Source organism: Gordonia sesuvii (assembly GCF_036350415.1).
Classification (GTDB): domain Bacteria; phylum Actinomycetota; class Actinomycetes; order Mycobacteriales; family Mycobacteriaceae; genus Gordonia; species Gordonia sesuvii.
Genome location: NZ_JAZDUF010000008.1, coordinates 104954 through 131494 on the forward strand (window position 1 = coordinate 104954; position 26541 = coordinate 131494).

Sequence of the window (26541 nt, forward strand, 5' to 3'; positions counted from 1 at the left end):
CCGGATGGCCGCGGAGGTCGTCGCGTTGTTGCTGCTCGTCGCGGTCGGACGAGAACTCTTGACAGTATGCAGTCGGTATGTTGGAGTTACTTGCATCACATTGTCAGACAGATGCCAAGCAGTTCATCAATCAGCAAGTACGGTGACTGCGGTCACAAAGGGTCGACGACCCTTGTGAACAGCGTTACTGACACGTGGACCGTCGCGCCGGCCGATCCGGAACCACGGGCTTCGCGATACCGAAACGAAAGGGATTCACGATGAAGAACTGGGCACGCCCCCGTCCGCGGGTGTCCGGCAAGCGGGCGCTGATGAGCGTCGCGGCGGTCGCTGCTCTGGCCGCCGGAGTCAGCGGGTGTGGTGCTGGGGGCAGCGTCGGGACCGGAAACACCGTCCCCGTGGATGTCGGTGATGGCATGACGGTCAACCTGCCCGAAGGGGAACTGCGCATCGGCGTCTTCATGAACGGCCTCACCGATCAGTGGACGCAGAACTTCTCCAAGACGGTGCAGGCCGAGGGTGAGGCCATCGGTGCGCAGGTGTCTGTGCTCGACGCCGGCTGGGACATCAACACCCAGCTCAACCAGTTGCAGACCGCCGCCACCAACAAGAACTACGACGCCGCAATCGTGGTGGCCGTCGACGGTCGCCCGGTGTGCAATCAGCTGACCAAGACATTGCCGCAGGCGAACGTCCTCGTCGTCGACGCCACTCTGCAGATCTGCGGACGCGTCTTCAACGAAGGCGACGAGCTCTATGCACCGGGCACCCTCACCTACGTCGGCGGCGACTCGACCGTCGAGTACCTGACCGCCTGGGCCAAGGCCGGCGGTCAGTACAACCCGGGCCCGCAGAAGGTTCTCGCGGTGGTCGGGCCCCAGGTGGCGACGAGCACGCAGGTCTCCCAGAAGGGACTCGAGAACTATGCGAAGGACCATCCCGAGTTCGACGTCCAGTCCTACCTGTACACGGACTACACGACGCAGGGCGGCTACAACGCCACGCTCAACTACCTGAAGGCGAACAAGGACATCTCGCTGATCATGTCGGCGTACTCGCCGGACCTCACCCGGGGTGTCATCAACGCCCTCGAGTCGCTCGGACTGGCCGGCAAGATTCCCGTCGGTGACGTCGGCGGGTCGCAATACACGATCGACCAGATCAAGGCCGGCAACGTTCAGTTCACCCTGCCCTACAACCCGATCACGACCGCCAAGCGGTCTGTCCAGTCCATCGTGGACGCGCAGAACGGGCAGGAGGTCGACGAGGTCGTCAGCAACCTGCAGCCATGGATCGGTCCGGTGAGTGATCCGAAGTACGTCACCAAGGAAAACGTCGACACCTTCACCCCGGAGTACTGAGGAGCGACATGTCCGCCAAACCGTCCGCATCGGCGCCAAAGCCCCCGGGAAGGTGAGAACACATGTCTGACAAGGACAGTCCCGCCATTGAGATCACCGATGTCTGTATGGACTTCGGTCCCATGAGGGCCCTCAACCAGGTCAGCCTCACGGTGGCCACCGGATCTGTGCATGCATTCGTCGGCGAGAACGGAGCCGGCAAATCGACCACTCTCGGCATCGTCGCCGGCCGGATCGCGCCGACGAGTGGCCGGGTCGAGGTCGAGGGGAACGAACTGCGCTACGGCGATCCCCGGGCGTGCCGCAAGGCGGGTGTCGTCGCGATCTACCAGGAACTGACGATCGTGCCCACCCTGACCGCGGAGGCGAACGTCTTCCTCGGTCAGGATCTGAGTCGTCGCGGAATGCTCGCAGACCGCGACATGCGGGCCCGATACGTCGAGATGTGCGAGCGCTTCGGAATCGCTCCGGCGCCGGCTCGGACACCCGCGTCGAAACTGTCGGTGGCCGAGCAGCAGATTCTCGAGATCCTGCGGGCCGTCGTCAGCGAGGCCCGGATCATCCTCTTCGACGAGCCGACGGCCGCGCTCGCCGAGCCCGAGCGGGAGGCGCTGTTCCGATTGATGCAGACCCTGCGCGAGGAGGGCGCGACCCTGGTCCTGGTCACCCACAACCTCGACGAGGTGCTGAACCTGTCGGACACCATCACGGTGTTCCGGGACGGGGAGGTGACGACCACCCGACCGAGGTCGGAGTTCACGAAGAGGCTGCTGGTCAACGCGATGCTCGGCGACACCGCCGACGATCGGGTGTTGCACGAGATCGTCGACGAACTCGTGGAGGACATCGAACAGTCCAGTGCGGCTGCCACGTCCGATGACCAGGGCAAACAGCGCGGGACGCCACTGCTCGCGGCCCGGGAGGTCACCGTGCCCGATGCGGTCACCGACCTCGAGATCGAGGTGCATCCCGGCGAGATCGTCGGGATCGGCGGGTTGGTCGGATCGGGCCGCACCACGTTGCTACGTGCGCTCGCCGGGGTCGAGGAGCGGTCCAGTGGTCGGCTCTGGCTCGACGGCGACGAGGTCGCGTGGCCGCGCACCGTCCGGCGCGCGCTCAAGCACGGGATCGCCATGATTCCCGAAGACCGCAAATCGCAGGGACTCGTCATGTCCATGAGTGCGATGGAGAACATCGCGCTCAGTAACCTGCGGGGCGCAACCCGGCGAGGCATGTTGACCGACAAGAGCATTCGTGCGGTCACCGAGAACGAGGCGACCTCTTTCGGGTTCTCGTCCAAGCGACTCGACGCCGCTGCGGGACAACTGTCGGGCGGCAACCAGCAGAAGCTGCTGTTGGCGCGCTGGAGCTATGTGCGTCCGCGCGTCCTGCTCGCCGACGAACCGACCCGGGGCATCGACGTCGGCGCCAAGGCCGAGATCCTCAAGTCGCTCGAGGCGATGGCCGCGGCCGGCGTCGGGATCGTCATCGTGTCATCGGAACTCGAAGAGGTCGCGGCGATCAGCGACCGGGTGATCGTGCTGTCCGAAGGGCGAATGTCCGGCGTACTGCACCGCACCGATGACCAGCCCGTCCGCACCTCGGACATCCTGCATCTCGCGTTCAACTCCGCCGAACCGGTGGCGGCCCATGCCGGCACCGCACCCACCCCGTCCTCGTCCAACCAAGGATGATCCACCATGAATCAACCGAATGTCGCGCCACTAGAAGCGCCACCCGTCAACGAGCGGGTCTCCGCCACTCCGCCGGGTGATCAACGATCCTCCGGGAAATCGCCGCTCATGGCGGCTGCCCGAAACCTGCTCGTCCGCCACGGGATGGTGCTGGTTCTGCTCCTGCTCGTCGTGGTGTCGGCGATCCTGTACCCCGGCTTCCTCTCGCCCGGCAACCTGAACAACCTGCTCGATCAGGTCGCACCCGTGGGCATCGTCGCGGTCGGCATGACCTACGTGATCATCGCCCGCGGATTCGACCTGTCGGTCGCCGCGATCTTCGCCGGCGCGGCGGTCTTCTATGCGAGCTTCTCGAACTCCATGCCCCTGTGGGTCGCGTTCGTCGCGACGGTGCTGCTCGCAGTCGTCTGCGGTCTGTGCAACGGCTTCGTCATCACCTTCATCAAGGTGAACCCGCTCATCGCCACCCTCGCGACGGCATCATTGATCAGCGGTGTGACATACCTGTATTCGAACTCCACACCGGTGGTGAGCGAGAACCCGGGCTTCTCCGCGCTCGGCACAGGCCAATGGGGCGGGATCTGGATATCGATCTACCTGCTCGCGGCCCTTGTCCTGGTGGCAGGCATCATCCTGGCGCGGACCCCGTACGGCCGCTCGCTGTACGCCGTCGGAGGCAACGAAGAGGCGGCCCGCCTCGCGGGTATGCGAGTGCGCTGGATCAAGATCAGCACCTTCGTGATCACCGGTGTGTGCGCCGCCGTCGCCGGTATGCTCATCGCCTCGAAGACAGGTGTCGGCCAGGCCAACATCGGGTCCACCGTGGCGCTGGATGCCATCGCGATCGTCATCATCGGCGGTACCTCCCTGCTGGGTGGTGAAGGCTCGGTGTGGCGCACCGTGACGGGCATCCTGATCTGGGGCACGGTCACCAATCTGCTGAGCTCACTGGCCCTCGACACGTCCGCGCAGCTGCTGATGACCGGCGGCATCTTCCTGATCGCCGTTTCGATCGATTCGCTGGCGCGGCGCGGACGGTCCTCGGCATGATCGGGACACCGGCGGGCGGCGACCCGCCGACGGCGATCACGTCAGTCCGTCACGCGTCCAATCCGTCAATGTCCGCAACAACCAACGGCACGAAGGACAGAACATGAGCATCACCACCGAAACCGCCCGGACCGACGTCGATCTGAAGAATCTCGACCGTTTCTACATCGGTGGCGAGTGGGTGAAACCGTCGACGACGGCGACGTTCGATGTGCACGACCCGTCGACCGAGGAACTGTTCCTGACGGTGGCCGAGGCCCAGGAGGCGGACGTGGCGCGGGCAGCCGCTGCAGCGCGCGCGGCGTTCGACGACGGTCCGTGGCCTCGGATGACCCACGCCGAGCGGGCCGGCTACCTCCGCGCGATCGGGGAAGGGTTCCGCAAGCGCCTGGGCGAGGCGAGCCAGATCTGGCCGCGCGAGTCCGGCGTGCTCTACAGCCTCGCCCAGTCCGAACTCGCAGGAATCCCCGACGTGTGGGACTTCTACGCAGACCAGGCCGAGAGCTTCCCGTTCGAGGAGCCGATGGCGCCCACCGCGGGCGGGTCGTTCGGCATGTTGGTCCGGGAGCCGGTCGGTGTTGTCGCAGCGATCATCCCGTGGAACGGGCCCAGCGCACAGATCGCGTTCAAGGTCGCTCCCGCCCTGATCGCCGGTTGTACCGTCGTGCTCAAAGCGGCTCCCGACGGCCCGGGCGTCGCGTATCTCGTGGCCGAGATCGCCGAGTCGGTCGGCCTGCCGCCGGGTGTGCTCAACGTGGTGACCGCCGACCGGGAGGCATCCGAGGCCCTCGTACGGGATCCGCGGATCGACAAGGTGTCGTTCACGGGGTCGACTGCCGCAGGCCGGAAGATCGCGTCCATCATGGGTGATCGGATCGGTCGCTACACACTCGAACTCGGCGGCAAATCGGCGGCGGTCGTGCTCGATGACGCCGACATCGCCTCTGCCTCTGCCGAATTGTCGGGCTCGGAGTGCTTCCTGTCCGGTCAGGTCTGCGCGTCACTCACGCGGATCGTGGTGAGTCGCAAGCGGCATGACGAACTCCTCGAATCGCTGGCGTCGACCTTCGCGCAGGTCCGTGTCGGCGACGCGTTCGACACGCAGTCCCAGATGGGCCCGCTTGTCGCACAACGTCAACGGGAGCGCGTTCTCGACTACATCGCGCGCGGGAAGGCCGATGGCGCGACGCTGGCGACGGGAGGAGGCCGGCCGGCCGACCTCGACCGCGGTTGGTTCGTCGAGCCGACCGTGTTCGGCAACGTCGACAATGCCTCGGCCATCGCACAGGATGAGATATTCGGTCCGGTGCTCTGCGTGATTCCGGTGGAGGACGAGGCCGCTGCCGTCCGAACCGCCAACGACACCATCTACGGACTCAACGCGTCGGTCTTCACGGAGGACGTGGAGAAGGCTCGTGCGGTCGGACGACAGCTTCGATCGGGCACCGTGGGCCACAACGCCTTCCGAATGGACTTCGGAATGGCGTTCGGCGGATTCAAGCAGTCGGGAGTCGGCCGCGAAGGCGGTCGCGAAGGGCTGCTTCCGTACCTGGAGACCAAGACGATGATCCTGGACGCGGTCCCCCAGGACTTCCAGGCATGACCCGCTGACCAGGCCGTGTGCCCCGACGCCCGCCGGCGTCGGGGCACACGTTTCCGATGGCAGGTCATGCAACCGGTGGTCAAGCGCTCGGTTCTCGAGCTGGCGGACGGGGGCGTGACGGCCAGAATTGCCGTGCGCTGGTTATGGCCGTTCACGGCGCCGATGCCCTACATTTGACAAATGGAGTGATTTGTTACTCCGTGTCGAAACCGACGATGATTCGGAAGGAATGGGGCGGGGCCATGGGCAGCGGGGGCAAGCAGATCGGGCAGCGGGTACTGAGACCTCGGCAGCAGGTGGAGGATGCCCTGCGCCAGGCGGTGCTCGAGGGGCGATTGCGCACGGGGGAGCGGTTGCCGGCGGAGAGTGAACTGGCGCGCCAGTTCAGCGTGAGCCGTCCGACGATCCGCGAGGCGCTGTCGGCACTCGAGAGCCAGGGCCTGATCCGCAAGACACCGGGCGCCGGTGGGGGCAGTTTCGTACAGACCGTGGACCACCACTCGCTGGGCGAGGTGGTGCAGGAATCGATGCACAACCTGATCCGGCTCGGCACGTTGAACTTCGACGAGGTCGCAGCCGTCCGGCAGCTGCTCGAGGTTCCGTCGGCTGCGCTCGCGGCGGCGAACCGAACTGCTGACGACGTTGCGGAGTTGCGGGCGATCGTCGAGAAGCAGAAGAGGCTCTCGGTCGACTCCGACGAGGTTCCGCAACTGGACGCGCAGTTCCACACCGCGATCGCACGGATGTCGGGCAATCGCGTTCTGGCGTCGTTGGTCTACGCGTTGCACAGCGAGTCGGAGCCCGTGAGCTATCTGGATCTGTCGCCGGACGTCGGTCGGGAGACCGTGGTCCAGCACCAGCGCATCGTCCACGAGATCGAGGCGGGCAACGCACAGGCGGCGGAAGAGGCGATCGCGGCGCATCTGACCTACCTGCGCGCGCACATCAAGGCGGCGTCGGCCGGCGACGAACCTGCAGAGACCGGGTAGCCGCACGCCGTGTGATCGAGACCGGCGAGGGCGTTCCCCCGTGGCCTGGGCAACACTCGGCTATTGCCTGACATTCACAGCGATGTTAAGTTGTGGGCAAGAGCTTTGACATGCCGGGACCAGGCGTTCACGTGAAGGAGAATCATGACCACCGACGAACCGGTCTTGCTGGTCGAGAAGAAGGACGGCCTCGCGCGGGTGACGCTCAACCGTCCCCGCCGCCTCAACAGTCTCGACAGAGAACTCCAGAAGGAGTTGCGGCGGGCGTTCCTGGATCTGTCTGAGGATCGCACCATCCGGGTCATCCATCTGACCGCGGCTGGTGAGAAGGCCTTCTGTGCGGGTGCGGATCTCAAGGAGTCCGAGACCCACGACTTCGCCGGTCTCGGTGAGTTCCTCGAGGGCCAGCCCGGCGTGTGGGACATGATGCAGCGCTGTCCGCAGGTCATCGTGAGTGAGGTCAACGGCTGGGCGATCGGTGGCGGGTTGCAACTGGCGTTGTTCTCCGATCTCGTCTACGCATCCCAGAGCGCGGCGTTCAAACTGACGCAGGTGAGCCTTGGGCTGGTTCCGCCCTACGGCACCACCGTTCGGCTGGCCCGGCACATCGGCCAGGGTCGAGCGATGCGGATGATCATGCTGGGTTCGACCATGACTGCCGACGAGGCGCTCTCCGCCGGACTCGTGCAGGGCGTCGAGCCCGATGCCGCCTCGTTGAGCAAGACGGTCGACGAGGTCATCCAGCAATTGTTGAGTCTCCCGCCCGAGAGCCTCCTGGTGTCGAAGAACGCGCTGGTGACCGGATGGGATATGAGTGCCGAAGCGATGTCGGCGGCCGACCGCTTCCGGTCCTACTCGCTCAAGCAGAGCTCCGACACCAAACGACTGCATACCGAGTGGGCCGCGGCGCGACAGTGACGCGCCTGCGACCTTGACGGGATCGCAACCAGACGGCCGCGACGCACGGTTGTCCCCCGCCGCCGTGCGTCGCGGTCTCCCACCACACTCCCCTGACAGAGAGGTCGCAGCATGACGATCGCATCGTCTGACACACCCTCCGCGACGCCGTCCCTGGAGTCGCTGATCGACGGACAGTTCACGCTGCTGGATGAGGCGACGGCCACCCGGTACCGCGATGAGGGGTGGTGGGAGGGGCGGACGATCGGTTCCCTTCTCACCGCCGCCGCGAAGACACACCCGGATCGGGTCGCGCTCGTCGGGCGACTCAGTACCGGCGAACGGTTGACGCGGACGTATGCCGAGTTCGAGAGCGGAGCACGCCACGCCGCCACGGTGTTCGCATCGCTCGGCGTCGGACCGGGTGACGCGGTCGCGATCATGCTGCCGAACTGGGTCGAGTACCCGGAGCTCATGTTCGGGGTGCTCGAGGCCGGTGCGATCTACACCGGAATCCCGGTCGCCTACGGCGAATTGCAGACCGCCGCCATTCTGCGACGCTCCAAGGCCAAGGTGCTGGTCATCCCGCGGAGCTGGCGCAGTACCCATCACCTCGAGCTGTCCCGCACGTTGCGCGCACAGATCCCGACGATCGAGCACGTGCTCGTCCTCGACGATGACGGCAGCGACCTCGGCGACGGTGAGTCGCTGTGGCGGTCTCATGACGATGTCGCCGATCATGCACTGCCCGAGGTGGATCCGGGCCGGATCTGCTACCTCGGATTCACTTCGGGAACCACCGGTGAACCCAAAGGTGCGATGCATGGGCACGAGTCGCTGATCTACTCGGCACGTCGTCAGGCCGAGCATGTCGGACCCGCCGTCTACGGGGATCCGATGGTCCAGCTGGTCGCCTCGCCGGTCGGTCACCACACCGGTTTCATCTGGGGAGTCGTGTTCACCGTGCTCCTCAAGGGCACGGGTGTCCACGTCGATCGCTGGGACCCGAAGTGGGGGACACAGGTGATCCGCGACGAGGGTGTGACCACGTTCTTCGGTGCCCCGACCTTCCTGCAGGACATGATGCGAACGGATTTGGCCGGCGATCCGGATTGCCCGCTCACCTGCCTGGTGATCGCCGGTGCGCCGGTCCCGCGCACTCTCCCGGAACGGGCGAGCAAGGCGCTCGGCGCCTACGTCAGTCCCGCCTGGGGGATGACCGAGTGCAGCATCGTCACCTCGTGCACCCCGGTGCAACCGGATGCGATCCAGCGCACCGATGGATCGGTGTTCGACGGCTCGGAAGTACGGATCATCGACGAAACGGGCGCCGACCTCCCGGCCGGGGCGGTCGGTGAGATGGTCATCCGCGGTCCGGGGTTCCTCTACGGGTACTACGACCGTCGCGATGCCACCGAGGACGCGTTCCTGCCCGGGCTGTGGTTCCGTACCGGGGACCAGGCCAGCGTCGACGAGGCCGGCTGGGTCTCGCTGAAGGGCCGCACCAAGGACATCATCATCCGCGGTGGTGAGAACATCCCGGTGACAGATGTCGAGTCGGTGATCTTCGAGCACCCCGACGTGGTCAACGTCGCGCTCGTCGGCATCCCCGACGAACGCCTCGGCGAACGGATCTGCGCCGCAGTGGTTGTCAAGGACGGCCGTCCTGAACTCGACGTCGCCGCCCTGTCCGAGTTCTTGCTGTCGGCAGGACTGTCGAAGCACTACCTGCCCGAACTCGTCGTGGTGGTCCCGGAACTGCCGACCACCCCGAGCGGCAAGATTCAGAAGTTCAAGATCAAGGACATGGTCGGCTGACGTCTCCGTAGACGATCGGAGGCGACCTCAGCGGGAGGAGAATCGATGCCGGAGTTCAACATTCGACAGAACGTCACATTTGCGAGCAATGGCAGAGAAGCGTTCGGTTATCTGCGGAAGCCAGCGGGGGATCTAGGGCCGGGTGTCATCGTGATCCAGGAGTGGTGGGGTCTCACCGACCACATCGCCGACATCACCGATCGGTTCGCCGCAGAGGGGTTCGTCGCGCTCGCGCCCGACCTGTACGGCGGGCGGGTGGCGCACGATGCCGAGGAGGCCGGCCGGTTGATGTCCGGGCTGCCGGTGGAGCAGGCGGCCGCCGACCTGCTCGGCAGCGTCGACGCGTTGCTCGCCGACCCCGATGTCACGTCGAGCACCGTAGGCGTCGTCGGCTTCTGCATGGGTGGGGGATTCGTCCTGCAGCTCGCCGCACTCGGCGGTGACAAGGTCGGTGCCGCCGTACCGTTCTACGGCGTCGGCCCGGCGGTCCCGGACAACTACCGCACGCTGTCCGCGGCGGTGCAGGGCCATTACGGCGAACTCGACACGAGCTATCCGGTGGAGCGCGCTCGCGAGCAGGAGCGGCAGATCCGCGACGAGGGGACCGGGCCGGTGGAGTTCTTCTACTACCCGGCCGGGCACGCTTTTCACAACGATCAGCGACCGACTGCCTATCACCGCGACTCGGCCGAAGCGGCCTGGTCACGGACTCTCGATCACCTCCGCAAGCACCTCGGCTGAGCGAATCAGTCGTAGTTCTGGCAGTCTTCTGTGCGCCGGTATTGTCGGACAGTTCACTTATCGAACTCAAGTAGACGAGGGGTTGCGATGTCTAGCATTTCCTGTGATAGTCATCACCAGGTATTCGAAAGTCGAACCCAGTCACAGCGGCATTGAGCCGAAGACGCAGCGACTGCTGCGCATACCGCAAGAGATCCGTAGGGCTCACGGATGCTTGCTCCCCCGATAGAGAGCCCCAGGAGACGAAATGCAAACTCGAGGAGCGATTCTCCGGAAGACGCCCGGCACATACGAGGTCGTCGATCTCGAGGTCGACGACCCTCGCAACGGCGAGGTCCAGATCCAGCTCGTCGCTTCGGGGCTGTGCCATTCGGATGATCACATCGCGACCGGCGACATTCCTTCCGACGTCCTCCCGTGGGCCGGTGGTCACGAAGGTGCCGGCGTGATCACCAAGGTCGGGCCGGGGACTCGCGGTTTCAAGGAAGGGGATCACGTCGTCCTCTCCTTCCTTCCCGGCTGTGGGCGCTGTCGCTGGTGTGCCACCGGACACCAGAATCTGTGCGATACGGGAGCCAGCCTGCTGACCGGGGCGCGATTCGACGACCCGGGGAGCTTCCGGCTCTCCCTGGACGGGCAGCCGGTCGGTCAGATGCTCGGCATCTCCACCTTCTGCGAGACGACGACGGTCGCGATCGAGTCGGTGGTCAAGATTCCGGATGACGTTCCACTCGACGTGGTCTGTCTGCTCGGCTGCGGAGTGGGCACCGGGTGGGGTTCGGCCGTCAACTCCGCGAAGGTGGCGCCCGGTGACACCGTCATCGTCATGGGTGTCGGGGGTGTCGGGATCAATGCAGTCCAGGGTGCGCGGCATGCGGGGGCGGCCAACATCATCGCTGTGGACCCGGTGGCCTTCAAGCGCGAAACCGCCTTGAAGCTCGGCGCGACCCACGCTTTCGATTCGATGGACGAGGCGACCGAGATCGGCCGGCAGCTGACCAACGGACAGGGGGCGGCAGCTGCCATCGTCACTGTCGGAGTCGTGTCGGGCGACATCGTCGCCCAGGCGTTCCGCGCCACCCGCAAGCTCGGAACCACCGTGGTGACGTCGATCGGGCCCGCCGACGCCGTCGGCGTTCCGATCTCGCTCACCGAACTGACCAACTACCAGAAGAAGTTGGTCGGGTCGTTGGCCGGGGAGATGGTCCCGAGTTGGAGCATCCTCGAGCAGTTGGAGATGTATCAGTCCGGAGCGCTCCGGCTGGATGAACTGATCACGACCCGCTACCGGCTCGATGACATCGCGCAGGGATACGAGGACATGCACGCGGGCAAGAACATTCGGGGTCTGATCGAGTTCTGAGACCCGAGAGGGAGTAAAGGAACTGGGCCCGGTCTGCGAAGACCGGGCCCAGTTCTCGTGTTGCGCCGGAGGCCGGACGCCAGGGTCCCATGTGCGGGCCTCACCGGCCGCCCGCCTATCGTTGCGTGGCGACCTTCATGTGCTCGCGTAGGTAGGTCAGGTGTTCGGTGATCGCTTCTTCGGCGGCCGCGCAGTCGCTTCCGGCGATGGCCTTCACGATTCGCTGGTGCTGGAGCACAGTCTCCCGACCCAGGTCGGGGGACATCTCGAGATAGCTTACGGGCTCGGATTCGCGATGCAGAGCGAAGATCAGTGACGCCAGAACACGATTACCGGACATCCGGGCGATTGCGGTGTGGAATCGCACGTCCAATTCGGGAACGCGGGGATCATCGACGGTGCACGCCTTCTGTGCGTCGATGATCGACCTCAGTTCGGCGACATCTGCTTCGGTACGGTTCGTTGCGGCGAGGGCGGCCGACGGGACTTCGAGATACTGACGGACCATCGCAACCTCGATCGCGCTGATACTGCCGAGCCGCACAAGTGTGTGCATCGAGTCCTGGATGACCTCGCCGAGCGCGTGGTGGTCGACCGTCTGGACGAAGCTTCCGCCGCCGGCTCCCGGAACCTTCCGGATGAGCCCCTGGGTCTCCAACGCGGACAAGGCTTCTCGCACGGTTGGTCGACTCACGCTGAACTGGCGAGCCAATTCGGTCTCCGCCGGTAGTCGTTCGCCGACGCGCAGTTGGCCGCTGAGGACAGCCTCCCGGAGTGCGTCCTCGACCTGCTGGCGTGGTCTCAGGACGGTCCGTCCGAGGAATGGAGCACTCCCGGGATCCTGTTCACCGATCTCGATACTCACAGCGCCTCCGACTAGATGATTACCTGGACAGCATCTTCTGGCCAGACTGCTAAATGTACGACGTTAGATCGTGAGTGTACCCGCTTGTCCACCGGTGCGCACCCGTTTTCCGCTCCGGTGCCCGGGTTCATGGCGTGATCGAGGCGGCGGCGGATTGACATTGCTGTGTGCCTCGGCTTCCATTGCACTATGTCAAATGTCAGTCTTTCGCGCGCCTGTTGTCACCCGCTGACGCGAGGCGCGGTCCGCCTGATCTGCACGGCAGGGAGGGGTTCGTCGTGACCACCGATCGTGTTCTGCCACGTCCGGACGCGGATTCGCGCCCGTACTGGGCGGCGGCCGCAGAGGGGCAACTGGTGCTCCAATTCTGCGTCGATTGTGATCGGCCGCGTTTCTACCCGCGCCATCTGTGCCCGCATTGTCACTCCGACGAACATCGGTGGGAGCAGGCGTCGGGACGTGGGACCGTCTACTCGTATTCGGTCGTCCACCGGGCGCCGAGCGCGGCGTTCGCGGGATCCGCCCCGTACATCGTCGCGCTGATCGACCTCGATGAGGGCGTGCGCATGATGTCGAACATCCTGGCGGACCCGTCAGGGGTCGCCATCGGGGCCCGGGTGGCCGTGTCCTTTCGGCACGAGTCGGCCGAGGTGGGGATTCCCGAGTTCGTTCTGGAAGAAGCGGGGAGCGGGCGATGAGCGTCAAGAACAAAGTGGCGATCGCCGGTGTCGGGTCGTCGCGAGTGGGCAAGGTTCCCGATCGCACCGGCCTGGGCCTGGCGGCAGAGGCGGCGAAGCGTGCGGTCGAGGACGCGGGTATCGGCTGGGACGAGATCGATGGTTTGCTGACCGCGTATTCGATGACCGAGAAGTACTTCATGCTCGGTTCGGTCATGTGCGAGTACTTGGGTGTCCGGCCGAAATACGCGGCGTCGATGGTGGTCGGGGGCGCGACGCCGGGAGTGATGCTCAACCATGCGGCGATGGCGATCGCCGCCGGCGAGTGTTCGACAGTGCTGATCGTCATCGGGGAGAACCGCAAAACCGGCCAGACGCGCGACGAGGCGGTTGCGGCTCTGACCACTGTTGGGCATCCGAACTTCGAGAACCCGTATGGGCCGCCGATGCCGGCGCTCTACGGGCTGGTCGCGCAGCGCCACATGTACGAATTCGGCACCACGTCAGAGCATCTCGCGTCGGTCGCGGTGACCGCTCGATACCATGCGAGCCTCAATCCGGAAGCGCAGATGCGCACTCCGATCACCGTGGACGACGTGCTCGACTCGAAGATGATCGCCGAGCCGCTCCATCTGCTCGACTGCTGTCTGATCTCCGACGCTGCGGGCGCGATCATCGTGACGTCGGCCGAGCGTGCCCGCCAACTGACGACATCGCCGGTGTATCTGCGCGGCATCAGCGAGTTCCATACGCACGAGCACGTCAGCATGGCCGGCGATCTGACACACACCGGTGCCGAGGTGTCGGGCCGGGCGGCCTACGAGATGGCGGGGGTGGTGCCCGGTGACTTCGACATGGCGATGCTGTACGACTGCTTCACCATCGTGCCGTTGATCGAACTGGAAGAGCTCGGGTTCGTGGCCCGGGGCGAGGCGGGCGAGTTCTTCGCGGAGGGGCGAGCGCGACTGGGCGGACAGTTGCCCGTCAACACGCACGGCGGCATGTTGTCGCACGCGCACGCGGGCGCGGCCGGCGGGCTGTTCGACATCATCGAGGCCTCGCGTCAGCTGCGGGGAGAATGCGGCGAACGTCAAGTGAACGGCGCCGAACTCGCCGTCGTCCACGTCGAGGGTGGCGTGTTGTCGTCGCATTGCACGCTGGTCCTCTCGAATTCACGGTAAGGAGCCGACACATGTCAAACGCAGTTCGCGGAAAGTACTTCGACGAGTTCGAGGTCGGCGATGTCTACGTCACCGGATCGCGCACGATCACCACCACCGACATCGTCAACTTCGCCTGTCTTTCAGGAGATTTCAACGAGGTGCACGCCAACTGGGAGTATGCGCGGACCACGCCGTTCGGTGAGCCCGTGGCGCACGGCCCGCTCGTGTACGCGATCGCCGCAGGACTCGGATACGCCTCGGGAATCAACGAAGGGACGCTGATCGCGTTGCTGGAGGTGTCCAAGTGGGTGATGACCGCGCCGGTGCGCAACGGCGACACCATTCGGCTCGAACAAGAGGTGATCGAGACCCGGCCGACGAGTGGTGGGGACAAGGGTGTCGTGACCTTCGAACGCCGGATCCTGAATCAGAACGACGAGGTCGTCCAGAAGATGACCAGTACATATCTGTACCGCCGTGCGCCTGTTGACCCAGGGTACGCGCAAGAGGTGTAATGTCAGACACAAGCTTAGATGTAAACTAGTGGCGGTCGCGTCGAGGAGGCACACGATGGAGGATTTCCGGGAGAACCTGGTCAACGGTGAATGGACGAAGGGTTCGGGCGCCGAGTTCGAGACCATCGATCCGTACCGCCAGGAGCCCTGGGCCGTGTTCACCGCGGCGTCGCCGGAGGACGTCGACGTCGCGATCGCCGCGGCCCGTGCTGCTTTCCCGGCCTGGCGACGCACGCCTGCCTACGACCGCGCGAAGCTGCTGTTCCGGCTCGCCGACCTCATCGAGCGGGACGCGGACACCCTGGCGGAGTACGACACCCGACACAACGGCAAGGCCATCCGGGAACATCGCAGTCAGGCCCGGTTCGCGGCGCGGCAGACGCGATTCATCGCCGGCGCGATCGACAAGGTCCTCGGCGAGACCAAACCGCAGGACAAGTACGACCTGATCGACTTCACGGTGCGGGAACCACTCGGCGTCGTCGCCGCGATCAGTGCGTGGAACTCGCCGCTCCAGAACGCCGCAAACAAGATCGCTCCGGCGGTCGCGGCCGGCAACACCATCGTGTTGAAACCCTCGGAGAGCGCTACGGGCAGTGCGTTGGCGCTGGGCCGACTGGTCGTCGAGGCCGGCTTCCCACCCGGTGTCGTCAACATCATCGCGGGCGCTGCCGAGACCGGCCAGGCGCTGACCGAACATTCCGGGATCGACATGGTGGCGTTCACCGGCGGCATCGACGCGGCGCGACGCATCGCGGCCAACGCGGCGGCGAACATGGTGCCCGGACTCTACGAACTGGGCGGCAAGTCGGCGAACATCATCTTCGAGGACGCCGATCTCGATCGGGCGATCCCGGGCGCGGTCTCGGGAATCTTCGCGGCATCGGGTCAGACCTGTGTCGCGGGCTCGCGGCTGCTGGTCCACGACAGCATCTACGACCAGGTCATCGACGGGATCGTCGAGCTCGCGGGCGCGATCACGTTCGGTGATCCGCTCGAGCCGGAGACCCAGGTCGGACCGGTTGCCCATGCCGCGCACTTCCGCCGCATCCAGGGCGAGATCCAAGCGGCCATCGAAGACGGCGCGCGTCTCGTGACCGGTGGCGGGTCCCCCGAAGGTCGCGACGGCACCCTGTTCGTGGCTCCGACGGTGTTCGCCGATGTCACGCCGGACATGCGGCTCGCCCGGCGTGAGGTCTTCGGCCCGGTGCTCGCGGTGATGCGGTTCTCGGACGAGGCCGAGGCCATCGAGATCGCGAACGGGACCGAGTTCGGTCTCGCCGCAGGCGTATGGACCACCAACTTTGCGCGAGCGCACCGAGTCGGCCAGGAACTCGTGGCGGGGACGGTGTGGGTCAACACCTACCGGACCATCAGCGCGACGGCGCCGTTCGGCGGGTTCAAGCGCAGCGGCTACGGCCGCGAACGCGGTACCGATGCGCTCCTCGAGTACACGGCGACAAAGAACTTGATGCTCGACATCTCGGACAGTGCACGCGATCCGTTCGTGATGGGCACCGGGAACTGACGCAACGTCTGACGTGCGGTTTCTTGGGGTCTCGGGAATGTCGACTCCGCCCTTGACAGGTGAACAATCAGGTAGTTCCATGACAAAAGAGCAAATGTCAGGCTATAGCTGGTGCTGCTCTCGGTCGCGTCGCGATCGGTCGCACCGCTACTCACGAGCAGGGAGCTCGAAGTGAACAACACAGCGCATGTGGGATCTGGCGTCCTCGCCGGGATCAAGGTCGTCGAACTGACCCACCTCATCGCGGGGCCGTACTGCGGGATGCTGCTTGCCGACGAAGGCGCCGAGGTCATCAAGGTCGAACCGCCCACCGGCGAACTCACCCGGGCCCGCGAACCGATCCGGCGCACCGACGAGGGCAGCGTGTCCGGCTACTACGGCGCGCTCAACCGGCGCAAGAGCAGCGTGGTGCTGGACCTCAAGAACGATGCCGGCGCCGAGCTGATGCGCGAACTGCTCAGCGATGCCGACGTCTTCATCACCAACATGCGCCCGCAGGCGCTGGGCCGTCTCGGGTTGCACCCGGAGACGCTGCGCGAGCAGTACCCGGCTCTGGTCGTCGCCGCGATCACCGGCTTCGGGCTCAAGAACGCCGGCCCGGACGCAGAGCGCGCGGCACTCGCCATGGTTGCCGAGGCCTTGTCGGGAACGACCGGACTCACGCGGGATCGTTCCGGGAGCCCCGTGTGGTGCGGTTTCGCTCTCGGCGACATCGCGGCCGGGATGACCGCGCATTCGAGCATTCTGCTCGCTCTGCTGCAGCGTGCGAAGACGGGGCAGGGTCACCTGATCGACCTGGCGCTGACCGAGTGCACCTTGCCGATGAACACCGTTGCGTTGGCACGTGTGCAGGCCGCCGATGCGGAGGCGACGAAGGCGGCCGGCGCCAACAACTTCCACGGCGTGCCATACGGAACCTTCGCGGCCGCCGACGGGTTCTTCAATCTCGGGGTGAACCGTGACGATTTCTGGGTGCGGCTCTGTGCGGCGATGGGCCGCCCCGAACTCGGCGCCGATCCGCGCTATGCGACCTATCTCGAGCGGGCCAAGCATCAATCGGACGTCGAAGAGATCGTTGAGGCGTGGAGTATGCAGTACAGCCGCGATGACGTCGTCGCGATCATCACCGACGCCGACCTCCCGGTGGCGCCCGTGCTGACCATGGACGAGGTGCTCGAGCTCGGGCACTTCGAGAGCCGCGGGATGTTTGTCGAGGTCGACGACGGTATCGGCGGGACGTTCCGGCAGCCGACTGATCCGACCGGCTTCGCGATCGATGACCGGGCCTCGGTTCCGAAGCTCGGCGAGCAGCGCGATGAGGTGCTCTCGACCCACCTCGGGCTGTCGGCCGACCGCATCGATGAACTCGCCGACGCGGGCGCCTTCGGCCGGGTCCTTCGTCCGGTCGTCGATCCCGTGGCGTCGGCAGCGTCCTGAGCGCAATGACCTCAGGCGGCTTGCCCTGCACCACATCCAGTCCGAGGACCGAACGAGAGAAGTGCGCCGGATGATCAACGTCAACGCCCGTTCCGTATCCGCGCAAGGCGAGGCGTTCAAGCCGGTGGTGATCGAACGGCGCGATCCCGGCCCACTGGATGTGCTGATCGACATCGACTTCTGCGGTGTGTGCCATTCGGACGTGAGCCACACACGGCACAGCAAGGGCACCACTCGGTATCCGATCGTGCCCGGCCACGAGATCGTCGGCAGGGTGACTGCCGTCGGCGCTCAGGTCAGCAGGTTCGCGGTGGGGGATCGGGCCGGTGTCGGGTGCATGGTCTATTCATGCCGGGAATGCGAGAGCTGCAAAGCCGGGATGGAGCAGTACTGCCGCCACGAACACATCCGTACCTACAACGGCATCCTCGACGGGGAGGTCACCCTGGGCGGGTACAGCGAACAGATCGTGGTAGACGAGAACTACGTGATCCCGATCCCGGATTCACTGACATCCGCGGTGGCTGCTCCGCTGCTGTGCGCGGGTATCACGATGTACTCGCCGCTGCGGCACTGGCAGGTGGGACCCGGCTCGCGCGTCGCGATCGTCGGTTTCGGTGGCCTCGGTCATGTGGGAGTGCAGATTTCGGCCGCGCTCGGTGCGCACACGACAGTGCTCGACATCGACGACGCGAAGCGGGCGGATGCCATGCGACTGGGCGCCGACGACTACCGGCTGACGACCGATCCCGAGGTATTCACCGAGTTGACCGAGTCGTTCGACCTGATCCTGTCGACAGTGCCGGCAGCACTCGACTACGACGGGCTACTCGGGTTGCTCGCCCGCGACGGCACGTTCGTGAACCTGGGTGTCCCGAAGCAACCGATCTCGATCGACGTCTATTCGCTGTTGCGCAAGCGCCGGTCGATGTCGGGCGCGCGAATCGGCAGCATTGCCGAGACCCGGGAGATGCTCGAGTTCTGTGGCGCGCACGGGATCGCTGCGGAGATCGAGATGATCGACGCGGACGGCCTCGACGAGGCCTTCGATCGCGTGGAGCGCGGCGACGTCCGGTACCGATTCGTCCTCGACGTGAAGACGATGTCGGCGATCTGAGGGTGGCATCCGTTCCCGGTTCCGATGCGAACGACGACCGGTGGCGCATTGCGCCCGAACTGGACAGATGAGAGAGAAGCAATGACGACGACGATTGACGGTGTGCGTACGTACCGCATCGCAAACCCTGCCACCGGCGAGCTGATCCGCGAGATTCCGGGGACGACCGAAGCCGAGGCGTTTGCGTTGCTCGAGCGCGCGCACGCGGCGTTCGCGGTGTGGCGGGACGTGCCGCTCGACGAGCGAATCGCGGTGTTGCACAGGATCGCCGACCTTCTCGACGCGGATGCGGAGTCGCTCGGTCGACAGGTCTCCACCGAAATGGGCAAGGTGTACGAGCAGTCGGTCACCGAAGCCCACACGTGTGCAGCCATCTTTCGGATGTATGCCGACAACGGTGAGCAGTGGCTGGGCGAGGAGGACGTCGACGCGGGGCGATTCACGCGGCTGTGGGTCCGGCGTGAAGCCGTCGGCGTGACCCTGGGCGTGGAGCCCTGGAATGTCCCGTTGTATCAGGCCGTACGTGTCGCGGCCCCGAATCTGTTGCTCGGCAACGCAGTGCTCCTGAAGCCCTCGAACATCACCGCGGGCTCGACGCTGATGCTCGACGATCTCTTCGCGCGCGCCGGGTTGCCCGAAGGGGTCTACGCGACGGCGTTGCTGTCGTCGTCTCAGGTGTCGAGCTTGATCGCTGACCCGCGTGTGCGGGCGGTCACGCTGACCGGGTCGGATCGCGTCGGTCAGCTGATCGGCGAGCAGGCCGGCCGCCGGGTCAAGCCGGTCGTTCTGGAACTCGGCGGATCAGATCCCTTTGTGGTTCTTGATGATGCCGATGTCGAACGGGCCGCGGAGACGCTCGTGGCGCGTCGCTTGCAGATCAGTGGTCAGGTGTGCGCCTCGCCCAAGCGCATCATCGTGACCGACAAGGTTGCCGACCGGCTGACAGACCTCGTCGCGGAGGGGTTCCGCCGCCAAGTTGTCGGTGATCCCTTCGATCCGTCGACGACGGTCGGACCGCTCTCGAGTGAGTCGGCGGCCGATGACCTGCAGGCGCTCTACGACGACGCCGTTTCCAAGGGCGCCGTGGTCGTCGTGCCCGGCGGCCGAGTCGCCGGCCCGGGTGCATTCTTCGCGCCGGCGGTGCTGACCGGGATCACCCGCGACATGCGGCTGTACTACGAGGAGGCGTTCGGGCCGATCGCGCTGATTCACCGCGTACCGGACGCGGACGCGGCCATCGAGATGGCCAACGACACTCCATACGGACTGAGCGGCACGGTCTTCAGCGAAGATCTCGACGAGGCGCATCGGGTGGCTCGTCACCTGGACTCGGGCGGCGTCGGCATCAACGACTGGATCGGTGGCCCGATTCAGGCGCCGTTCGGCGGGACGAAGGTCTCCGGTGTCGGACGTGAGCTGGGGCGTGCGGGAGTCGACTCCTTCGCCAACATCAAGACCTACGGCATCACCGAATAGGGACTCGCCACGCGCTACGCGATGCTGGGCCTCGGGTCGGCCGCGAACCGCTTGATACGCAACGCGAGTTGCATGCACAGGCGGTCCTCTTCCTCGCGCAGATCGATCTGCGCGATCTCCTCGATCCGCTTGATTCGATAACGCACGGTCGACAGGTGCAGGAAGAGCTTGTTCGCGGTCCGCTGCACGTTGCCGACATTCTCGAAGTAGGCGGCGAGTGTTTCGACCAGGCCGGCGCCGTGGATGCGGTCGTAGTCCAACAACGGTTGCAGGTAGCGACGGACGAACAGTTCCTGATCGGTGAGGGAGTCCATCGAGGAGGCGGCCAGCAGCCGGTAGCTTCCGGCATCGGCGATGTCGCGCTCGCCGTCATCGCCGTCGAGGAACCGCGCAACCTCCAGGGCGCGCTTGGCTTCCCGGTGCGAACGGTCGAGGCCGTCCACCCCTGTGCCGCTGTTGCCCGTCCCGATGGCGATACGCACTGTCGTTGCCGCCGATCCGCGCAGCAACGTCAACGCGTCCTTCAGGCCGCTCCGGACAGCGATCTCCGGCCGCGTGGCGGCGCGAACTCGTTGCTGATCTCGAATGGCCACGACGAAATCGACGCCGCCAACCGGCGACACGACCGCCGAGACGCCTATGTCGGCGAGTCGCCGGGTCAGTAGATTGCTCACCTCGTAGGCATCATGGGACGACAGCGGTCGGTCCATTCCCTCCGGATGCACACGCATGACCCGTTGTGGCACAGCCAGTTCGATACCCAGCATCGACGCGTACTGGGACAGCGCGAGCCCGCCACCGGCCATCGACCCCAGGGCCTCGCCGAAACCCTGCCTCATCCTGATCTCGGTTTCGAAACCCGCACGTCGTCTGATCACGGCCAGGGCCAGGTGCTCTCGGGCGACGTCGATCAGCCCTTCGAGGTCAGGGTCGGCCCGCTCTCCGATGGGCATCACCACGACGAGTGAGGCGATGTGCTCGCGGCGGTCATACGCGTCGGCTGTGACCACTGTGAAGCGTCCGCGACGCACTGTCGGTGGCGCGGGGTCGCCCTCGGGAACGGGCTTACACCGAGTGATGTCGTCCAGTAGATCGGCGGCGTCGCCCGTGCTCAGACCAGCGGTCGCAAGCGGCTGGCGAAAGCGGTCCAGGAACATCACCGGGAGATGCAGGACATCCGCAACGCCCCCGCACAGTTCGGTCATCGTCGCGTCTCTGGACTGTAAGCGCAGGAGCCGCTCGTGTGCGGTGGCCCGGTGTTGCGCAGTCCGTTCCCTCCCGTCGGCAGCGTCGCCACCCAATTCCCGCCGACTGGGTCGATTCATCGCACATTCCACGGCGATCGCCACGAACGACGTGAGACTCACCGCCAGGGCGAGCTCCGCGGTGGTGTAGTCGTGACGGTCTGGTCGGCAGAAGGACGCCACAGCCCAGCACCGGTCCAACCGAACCGGCACGTACACGGCCGACCGGAAACCCGACCGGACAGCCTCACTCCTCGTTTTGGGAAATGCGTCGGCCTCCAAGACGTCCGGGACGGTCAACACCTGGTTGCGTCGCGCGGCGGTGACTGATGGGTCACCTTCCCAGTGCCACTGCGTCAGCACCTCGACCGCTGCCGCGTCGAAACCGGCCGATGTCCACGCCAACAGCCGATTGTGGTCGACGTCGAACAACTCCACGCCACACATGGGCCACGGTGTCGTCTCCACCACGGCGCTGCCGAGCTCACGCAAGGTGGCTTCGAGGCTGTCGCCGTTGCGGACCTCCCGGGCTATCGCGCCGATCCGGTTCAGCAATGTCGCCTCGACCAGCCCGGGGTTTTCCCCTGCATCGGTCAGCGTCCCGAGTTCCGTCGTCATCCCAACTCCTGTCCGCCCCGACCCTTCTGGTCTCGAACCCTGGCGACGATAACAACGGCATCGGACGCGCCGGTTACACATCACACGCGCCGATTGACATTCGGGTTACCGATGTAAGGAACGGGTAAACCCGCTGTTCACAGCACTTTTGAGCGATGAGATTCCGAACACACCAACGCCGACGCCGGCAATCCCGCGGCCGCAGGGGCCGCGGGATCGCTGACCATCAGAACCGGACGTCGTCGGCTTCCAACTCGACAGCACGGGATGTCCGGGCGGATGGGTATGAACCCAGACCTCGCGGAATCACCACACAGACAGTCAGGAGCCAATACACCAGCCCGGCACTGACGAACGACGGCAGGGAAGCGGTGACGTACTGGAACACCGTTCCGTGCTCACCGCTCACGGGATCGTACAGAGCAAGGTAGACAACGATTCCCACCACGATGGCGATGAACGCCATGGGATTGACCCCACCCCAGAACCAGTACTTGCTGCCTGGTTTCGAGGTGAAGATGTGGCGAATGTCGAGCTCACCCCGGCGTAGGACGAAATAGTCCACGGTCAGCACGGCCACCACCGGTGCGGAGGCGAGCGCGATGTACGAGACGATACCGCTGTAGGAGTCCAGCACCTGGTGGGCGAAGAACGTCGCGAACGCCGCGGGCAGCGCCAACACGCACATCGTCAGCCATGACGGGATCCTCATCAACGACTTCGACTGCCGCACCGATACCGCTGCGACGTAAAGCATCACGACCAGCGCCGTGATGTTGGCGATGACGATGAAGATCATCGCCACGGCCCCACCGATCGGCCCCATCAGTTCGTACATCCAATGGGTCGGATCGGCCGAACCCACTGCCAGCGAGGCGAAGATGCCGACGCCGACGATCGGCAGGATCAGATACGACCAGGCGATGACGCTCCCGTGCATCGCCATCCTGGGGGTGCTCACCAGCCGATACATCGCCCCCGTGGTCACCCAGTAGCCGAAGCCCGTGGCCGCGCCGAACTCCACCGCCATGACGTAGGCCCCGGGGACCGTCGTCTCGGGGTCCGGACGCAGGTTCCACAGCTCGACGAAACCGTAACGGTTGATCAAGGTCGCGGCGAGCGCCACCAGCAGCACGACGAACAACGGGGCGATCACCCAGTTGGCCACGCGCTCCAGAATGGTGGGCCCGATCCCGGCGAGGACAACGCACAACACCAAGGCGGCTATGGCACACAGTGGCCCTACCACGTTGTTGTCGGACATCCCCAGCGTCACCGAGGCGAACTCGTCGAACGCGGCCGCCATCAGCGCCACGAGAATGACGGTGGTCGCCATCATGACGAAGAACACCAGCCATCTCACCGCCTGCGCTCCGCGCACGCCCAGTGCGGGCCGTGCGGCGTCCGCTGTGTCGATGCCGTAGCGGGCGCATACCACCCCGGTGAACAGCGAGCAGACCAGCAGAGCGATCGTCTGGCCGAGGATGAATGCCGCGAAACCCTCCAACGGCGGGAGCAGCGAACCCAGAAATCCACCCCCGAGCAGCGACCACGTGGCCGCGCCGTAAAGGAATGCCTGCAGGAGCCACGAGAACCACGTCGTGTACACCCGCTCCGAGGTCAGCACGGGCAGTCGGCCCATCAGTGCGTGCTCGTGGAAATCGGATGCGCCACCCGAAGTGGAGATGTCGCTGCTCATGCGATCCACACGGCAATCGCCAGGACCACCGGGAGCAGCACGTACAGAACGCCGAGAACAAGGGCGTCACGGCCGCTCAGCGATCCGAACGCCGGATTGTCGTGCCGGTAGTCGGTGCTGTCGATCGTATCGATTGCCTCACGGAGCGCGGCGTCGATACTGCCGCCGGCACTGTTCATCGGGCGGTCCCCAACACCCGCTGCGGCGGATTCGGTTGTGGTCATCGTTGCGACTTCCTTCTCATCAAGTGGCCTGTCACACCGGCCGGGCCACCTGGCGGTGCCAGGGCCGACCATCGCGGACGCGGTGAAACTGCGGCAGACGTGGGCATCGGCGACCAACCCGCAGCACAGATCATTCTGCGCAGTGACGGCCGGCCAATCATCCACCACGATGAGGAACAACGCGACGAAGGTCCACAGTTACGCGCAATCCGCGTAACAAGCCCGAAATGATCTGTCCCACAGTGCCGAAGGTTCATTCCGGCCGGCGATGATCAGGGCAGTTCGCGTCGGTCGCGGGCGGCGAGGCGTGTGTCCCGCGAAACGTCTTTGAGGTCAACACCGGAACGGCCGAGTCGCCTGGCACCGTCGATCAGCGCCGCGCACACGTCGGCGGCGTCGGTGTGACTCAGGCCGCCGGGCCGATGGATGTTGGAAACACAATTGCGTTCCGCGTCACGTCGCCCCGGATACGGGTGATGGGTGAGGTAGATCCCCATGCTTTCGGCCACCGTCAGGCCCGGGCGTTCGCCGATCAGGACCAGCACCGTCTCCACCCCGAGTGCCTGCCCCACATGATCGCCGAGCGCCACCCGAGCCTGCGTGGCCACCACCGGCGGAGCGAATCGGTATCGATCACCAAGCGTCGAGATCAACGCCCGCAGAAAGGGCACACTGTGCTGCTGCACGGCGCGCGCCGACAGACCGTCGGCGATCACGACACCGACGTCGGCTCCGCTGTGCGCGACCGCGGAGTCCACCGCAGGCACTCTGCCCAGATCTGGACGCCGCAGATACTCCGAACGTGTCGACGCGCGACTCCGAACGTGTGTGGCCGGACCGATGCCGATCTCACGCAACTGGGCTCCGAGCGAGTCCACATCGAGCGGTGAACGGACGGCGTCACGCGCGACGGCGTGATCGGCGGTGAATCGGAGTACTGTCCGTGTCGGCTGGGAGATGCCGGTGAATCCCAGCCCGATCCGCGCCGGCGTCACGGCACGCATCCGCGCCCAGGCGTCGTGGCGCGGATCGAGGTCGGTGCCCGACATCAGCCCGCGTCCAGCGCCCGCAACGGGGACTCGGTGACGGGTCTCGGCGTGATGCGACCGGAGTCGTCGGCGATGTTCATGCTCATCAGCCACTGCTCGAACTCGGGCGCGGCGCGCAGACCGAGCAGGTGCCGGGCGTAGAGGATGTCGTGGAAGGAAAGGCTCTGGTACCCGAGCATGACGTCATCGGCACCGGGTACAGCGATGACGAATGCGGTTCCGGCAGTGGCCAATAGTGTCAGCAACACGTCCATGTCGTTCTGATCGGCCTCGGCATGGTTGGTGTAACAGACGTCCACCCCCATCGGAAGGCCGAGCAGAGTGCCGCAGAAATGGTCTTCCAGGCCGGCACGCACGATCTGTTTGCCGTCGTACAGATACTCCGGACCGATGAAGCCCACCACGGTGTTCACCAGCAGCGGGTCCAGGTCGCGCGCGACGGCGTAGGCGCGCGCTTCGAGCGTCTGCTGGTCGACGGGTTTGCCGTCGACCCCCCAGTGCGCCGACGCCGACAGGGCCGACCCCTGGCCGGTCTCCAGGTACATGACATTGTTGCCGACGGTTCCACGCCCGAGAGCACGTGCGGCTTCGTTGGCCTCCCGAAGCATCGGGATGGTGACACCGAAACCCGTGTTGGCCGACTCGGTTCCGGCGATCGACTGAAAGACCAGGTCCACCGGAGCCCCGTGCTCGATCAGGTCGATGGTGGTCGTCACATGTGAGAGCACACAGGTCTGCGTGGGGATGTCGAAGCGTTGTCGGATCTCGTCGAGCAGGTGCAACAGTTCCGCGGTGGCGTGCGGAGAGTCGGTCGCCGGATTGATGCCGATCACGGCATCTCCACAGCCCATGAGCAGTCCGTCCAGCACGGCCGCGGCCACACCTCGTGGATCGTCGGTCGGATGATTCGGTTGCAGTCGCGTCGCCATCCGACCCGCAAGGCCGACGGTGGTGCGAAACGCCGAGGTCGGCGAGACCGCCGACGATGCGAGCACCAGATCCTGATTCCGCATGATCTTCGACGTGGCCGCCACCATCTCGGGTGTCAGTCCGTCGGACACGGCCGTGATCCGCTCTCCTCCGACATCGGTGACGGCGGTGCTCAACAGCCAGTCGCGGAAGTCGCCGACCGTCATGTGCGCCAACGAAGACGCGAAGACACCGCGGTCATGGTTGTCGAGGATCAGCTGTGTGACCGCGTCGGACTCATACGGAACGACCTGCTCCTCCAGAAAGGTGGACAAGTCGATGTCGGCGAGAACCCAGGTGGCCGCTGCACGTTCGGCATCCGATTCCGCGGCGCACCCGGCGAGTTGATCACCGGAGCGTCGCGGACTGGCCTTGGCCATCACGTCCACCAGGCCATCGAACTGGTAGGTCCGGCCGGCGATCGACTGGCGGAACCTCACGTGA

At 65.5% G+C, this 26541-nt stretch carries 22 protein-coding genes; 16 read left to right on the plus strand and 6 right to left on the minus strand.

The window, feature by feature from the left end:
• Positions 1-260: 260 nt before the first annotated feature.
• From VZC37_RS21895 to VZC37_RS21935, 9 genes are all read left to right on the plus strand, one after another.
• On the plus strand, positions 261-1361 hold the full coding sequence (locus VZC37_RS21895) for a sugar ABC transporter substrate-binding protein (protein ID WP_330435744.1): 1101 nt from the start codon (positions 261-263) through the stop codon (positions 1359-1361).
• 62 nt (positions 1362-1423) lie between these two features.
• Positions 1424-3055 carry a sugar ABC transporter ATP-binding protein gene (locus tag VZC37_RS21900; RefSeq protein WP_330435746.1) on the plus strand — a complete coding sequence of 544 codons (1632 nt, stop codon included), beginning with the start codon at positions 1424-1426 and terminating at the stop codon, positions 3053-3055.
• Between the two features lie 6 nt (positions 3056-3061).
• Positions 3062-4105, plus strand: a complete 1044-nt coding sequence (locus VZC37_RS21905) for an ABC transporter permease (protein ID WP_330435748.1) — start codon at positions 3062-3064, stop codon at positions 4103-4105.
• A gap of 103 nt (positions 4106-4208) precedes the next feature.
• A complete protein-coding gene (locus VZC37_RS21910) occupies positions 4209-5708 on the plus strand; it encodes an aldehyde dehydrogenase (RefSeq protein ID WP_330435750.1) in 1500 nt (499 codons plus the stop codon).
• Between the two features lie 200 nt (positions 5709-5908).
• Positions 5909-6697, plus strand: a complete 789-nt coding sequence (locus tag VZC37_RS21915; protein WP_330435751.1) for a FadR/GntR family transcriptional regulator — start codon at positions 5909-5911, stop codon at positions 6695-6697.
• Between the two features lie 144 nt (positions 6698-6841).
• Positions 6842-7615 carry an enoyl-CoA hydratase/isomerase family protein gene (locus VZC37_RS21920; RefSeq protein ID WP_330435753.1) on the plus strand — a complete coding sequence of 258 codons (774 nt, stop codon included), beginning with the start codon at positions 6842-6844 and terminating at the stop codon, positions 7613-7615.
• Positions 7616-7726: 111 nt separating this feature from the next.
• Positions 7727-9412 carry an AMP-binding protein gene (locus VZC37_RS21925; RefSeq protein WP_330435755.1) on the plus strand — a complete coding sequence of 562 codons (1686 nt, stop codon included), beginning with the start codon at positions 7727-7729 and terminating at the stop codon, positions 9410-9412.
• A 45-nt stretch (positions 9413-9457) separates the two neighbouring features.
• Positions 9458-10153, plus strand: coding sequence for a dienelactone hydrolase family protein (locus VZC37_RS21930; RefSeq protein ID WP_330435757.1), 696 nt, complete (start codon positions 9458-9460; stop codon positions 10151-10153).
• A gap of 247 nt (positions 10154-10400) precedes the next feature.
• Positions 10401-11516: an NDMA-dependent alcohol dehydrogenase gene (locus VZC37_RS21935; RefSeq protein WP_330435758.1), complete on the plus strand. Its 1116-nt coding sequence runs from the start codon at positions 10401-10403 to the stop codon at positions 11514-11516.
• A 115-nt stretch (positions 11517-11631) separates the two neighbouring features.
• Here the strand turns inward: VZC37_RS21935 and VZC37_RS21940 are convergent, their stop codons facing one another.
• Complete coding sequence (locus VZC37_RS21940; RefSeq protein WP_330435760.1) at positions 11632-12381, minus strand: FadR/GntR family transcriptional regulator; 750 nt, start codon at positions 12379-12381, stop codon at positions 11632-11634.
• A gap of 278 nt (positions 12382-12659) precedes the next feature.
• Between VZC37_RS21940 and VZC37_RS21945 the strand changes: the two genes are divergently transcribed.
• The 7 genes from VZC37_RS21945 (at position 12660) to VZC37_RS21975 (ending at position 20294) form a co-directional block, all read left to right on the plus strand.
• Positions 12660-13079, plus strand: a complete 420-nt coding sequence (locus VZC37_RS21945) for a Zn-ribbon domain-containing OB-fold protein (RefSeq protein WP_330435763.1) — start codon at positions 12660-12662, stop codon at positions 13077-13079.
• A complete protein-coding gene (locus tag VZC37_RS21950) occupies positions 13076-14239 on the plus strand; it encodes a thiolase C-terminal domain-containing protein (protein WP_330435765.1) in 1164 nt (387 codons plus the stop codon). The genes VZC37_RS21945 and VZC37_RS21950 overlap by 4 nt, the downstream gene beginning before the upstream one ends.
• An 11-nt stretch (positions 14240-14250) precedes the next feature.
• Positions 14251-14736, plus strand: coding sequence for a MaoC/PaaZ C-terminal domain-containing protein (locus tag VZC37_RS21955; protein WP_330435766.1), 486 nt, complete (start codon positions 14251-14253; stop codon positions 14734-14736).
• 55 nt (positions 14737-14791) lie between these two features.
• The gene (locus VZC37_RS21960; protein WP_330435769.1) at positions 14792-16264 is read left to right on the plus strand and encodes an aldehyde dehydrogenase family protein; all 1473 of its coding nucleotides are present in this window, start codon (positions 14792-14794) and stop codon (positions 16262-16264) included.
• A 171-nt stretch (positions 16265-16435) separates the two neighbouring features.
• Positions 16436-17701: a CaiB/BaiF CoA transferase family protein gene (locus VZC37_RS21965; protein WP_330435771.1), complete on the plus strand. Its 1266-nt coding sequence runs from the start codon at positions 16436-16438 to the stop codon at positions 17699-17701.
• Between the two features lie 70 nt (positions 17702-17771).
• Positions 17772-18818: an NAD(P)-dependent alcohol dehydrogenase gene (locus VZC37_RS21970; protein WP_330435773.1), complete on the plus strand. Its 1047-nt coding sequence runs from the start codon at positions 17772-17774 to the stop codon at positions 18816-18818.
• A gap of 81 nt (positions 18819-18899) precedes the next feature.
• Positions 18900-20294: an aldehyde dehydrogenase family protein gene (locus VZC37_RS21975; RefSeq protein ID WP_330435775.1), complete on the plus strand. Its 1395-nt coding sequence runs from the start codon at positions 18900-18902 to the stop codon at positions 20292-20294.
• 14 nt (positions 20295-20308) lie between these two features.
• Here the strand turns inward: VZC37_RS21975 and VZC37_RS21980 are convergent, their stop codons facing one another.
• The 5 genes from VZC37_RS21980 to VZC37_RS22000 all read right to left on the minus strand — a co-directional run bounded on the left by VZC37_RS21980 (position 20309) and on the right by VZC37_RS22000 (position 26537).
• Positions 20309-22156 carry a helix-turn-helix domain-containing protein gene (locus tag VZC37_RS21980; RefSeq protein WP_330435777.1) on the minus strand — a complete coding sequence of 616 codons (1848 nt, stop codon included), beginning with the start codon at positions 22154-22156 and terminating at the stop codon, positions 20309-20311.
• Between the two features lie 226 nt (positions 22157-22382).
• Positions 22383-23855: a cytosine permease gene (locus tag VZC37_RS21985; RefSeq protein ID WP_330435778.1), complete on the minus strand. Its 1473-nt coding sequence runs from the start codon at positions 23853-23855 to the stop codon at positions 22383-22385.
• A complete protein-coding gene (locus VZC37_RS21990) occupies positions 23852-24079 on the minus strand; it encodes a hypothetical protein (protein WP_330435780.1) in 228 nt (75 codons plus the stop codon). The genes VZC37_RS21985 and VZC37_RS21990 overlap by 4 nt, the downstream gene beginning before the upstream one ends.
• A gap of 272 nt (positions 24080-24351) precedes the next feature.
• Positions 24352-25128 carry an ethanolamine ammonia-lyase subunit EutC gene (gene eutC, locus VZC37_RS21995; RefSeq protein WP_330435782.1) on the minus strand — a complete coding sequence of 259 codons (777 nt, stop codon included), beginning with the start codon at positions 25126-25128 and terminating at the stop codon, positions 24352-24354.
• Entirely contained in the window at positions 25128-26537 is a 1410-nt protein-coding gene (locus VZC37_RS22000) for an ethanolamine ammonia-lyase subunit EutB (protein ID WP_330435784.1), read from the minus strand. Before VZC37_RS22000 ends, eutC begins: the two co-directional genes overlap by 1 nt.
• Positions 26538-26541: the final 4 nt, after the last annotated feature.

Coding starts and splice junctions, on each gene's coding strand:
- VZC37_RS21895 (WP_330435744.1), top strand. CDS start 261: ATGAAGAACTGGGCACGCCCCCGTCCGCGGGTGTCCGGCAAGCGGGCG.
- VZC37_RS21900 (WP_330435746.1), top strand. CDS start 1,424: ATGTCTGACAAGGACAGTCCCGCCATTGAGATCACCGATGTCTGTATG.
- VZC37_RS21905 (WP_330435748.1), top strand. CDS start 3,062: ATGAATCAACCGAATGTCGCGCCACTAGAAGCGCCACCCGTCAACGAG.
- VZC37_RS21910 (WP_330435750.1), top strand. CDS start 4,209: ATGAGCATCACCACCGAAACCGCCCGGACCGACGTCGATCTGAAGAAT.
- VZC37_RS21920 (WP_330435753.1), top strand. CDS start 6,842: ATGACCACCGACGAACCGGTCTTGCTGGTCGAGAAGAAGGACGGCCTC.
- VZC37_RS21925 (WP_330435755.1), top strand. CDS start 7,727: ATGACGATCGCATCGTCTGACACACCCTCCGCGACGCCGTCCCTGGAG.
- VZC37_RS21930 (WP_330435757.1), top strand. CDS start 9,458: ATGCCGGAGTTCAACATTCGACAGAACGTCACATTTGCGAGCAATGGC.
- VZC37_RS21935 (WP_330435758.1), top strand. CDS start 10,401: ATGCAAACTCGAGGAGCGATTCTCCGGAAGACGCCCGGCACATACGAG.
- VZC37_RS21950 (WP_330435765.1), top strand. CDS start 13,076: ATGAGCGTCAAGAACAAAGTGGCGATCGCCGGTGTCGGGTCGTCGCGA.
- VZC37_RS21955 (WP_330435766.1), top strand. CDS start 14,251: ATGTCAAACGCAGTTCGCGGAAAGTACTTCGACGAGTTCGAGGTCGGC.
- VZC37_RS21960 (WP_330435769.1), top strand. CDS start 14,792: ATGGAGGATTTCCGGGAGAACCTGGTCAACGGTGAATGGACGAAGGGT.
- VZC37_RS21970 (WP_330435773.1), top strand. CDS start 17,772: ATGATCAACGTCAACGCCCGTTCCGTATCCGCGCAAGGCGAGGCGTTC.
- VZC37_RS21975 (WP_330435775.1), top strand. CDS start 18,900: ATGACGACGACGATTGACGGTGTGCGTACGTACCGCATCGCAAACCCT.
- VZC37_RS21980 (WP_330435777.1), bottom strand. CDS start 22,156: ATGACGACGGAACTCGGGACGCTGACCGATGCAGGGGAAAACCCCGGG.
- VZC37_RS21985 (WP_330435778.1), bottom strand. CDS start 23,855: ATGAGCAGCGACATCTCCACTTCGGGTGGCGCATCCGATTTCCACGAG.
- VZC37_RS21990 (WP_330435780.1), bottom strand. CDS start 24,079: ATGACCACAACCGAATCCGCCGCAGCGGGTGTTGGGGACCGCCCGATG.
- eutC (WP_330435782.1), bottom strand. CDS start 25,128: ATGTCGGGCACCGACCTCGATCCGCGCCACGACGCCTGGGCGCGGATG.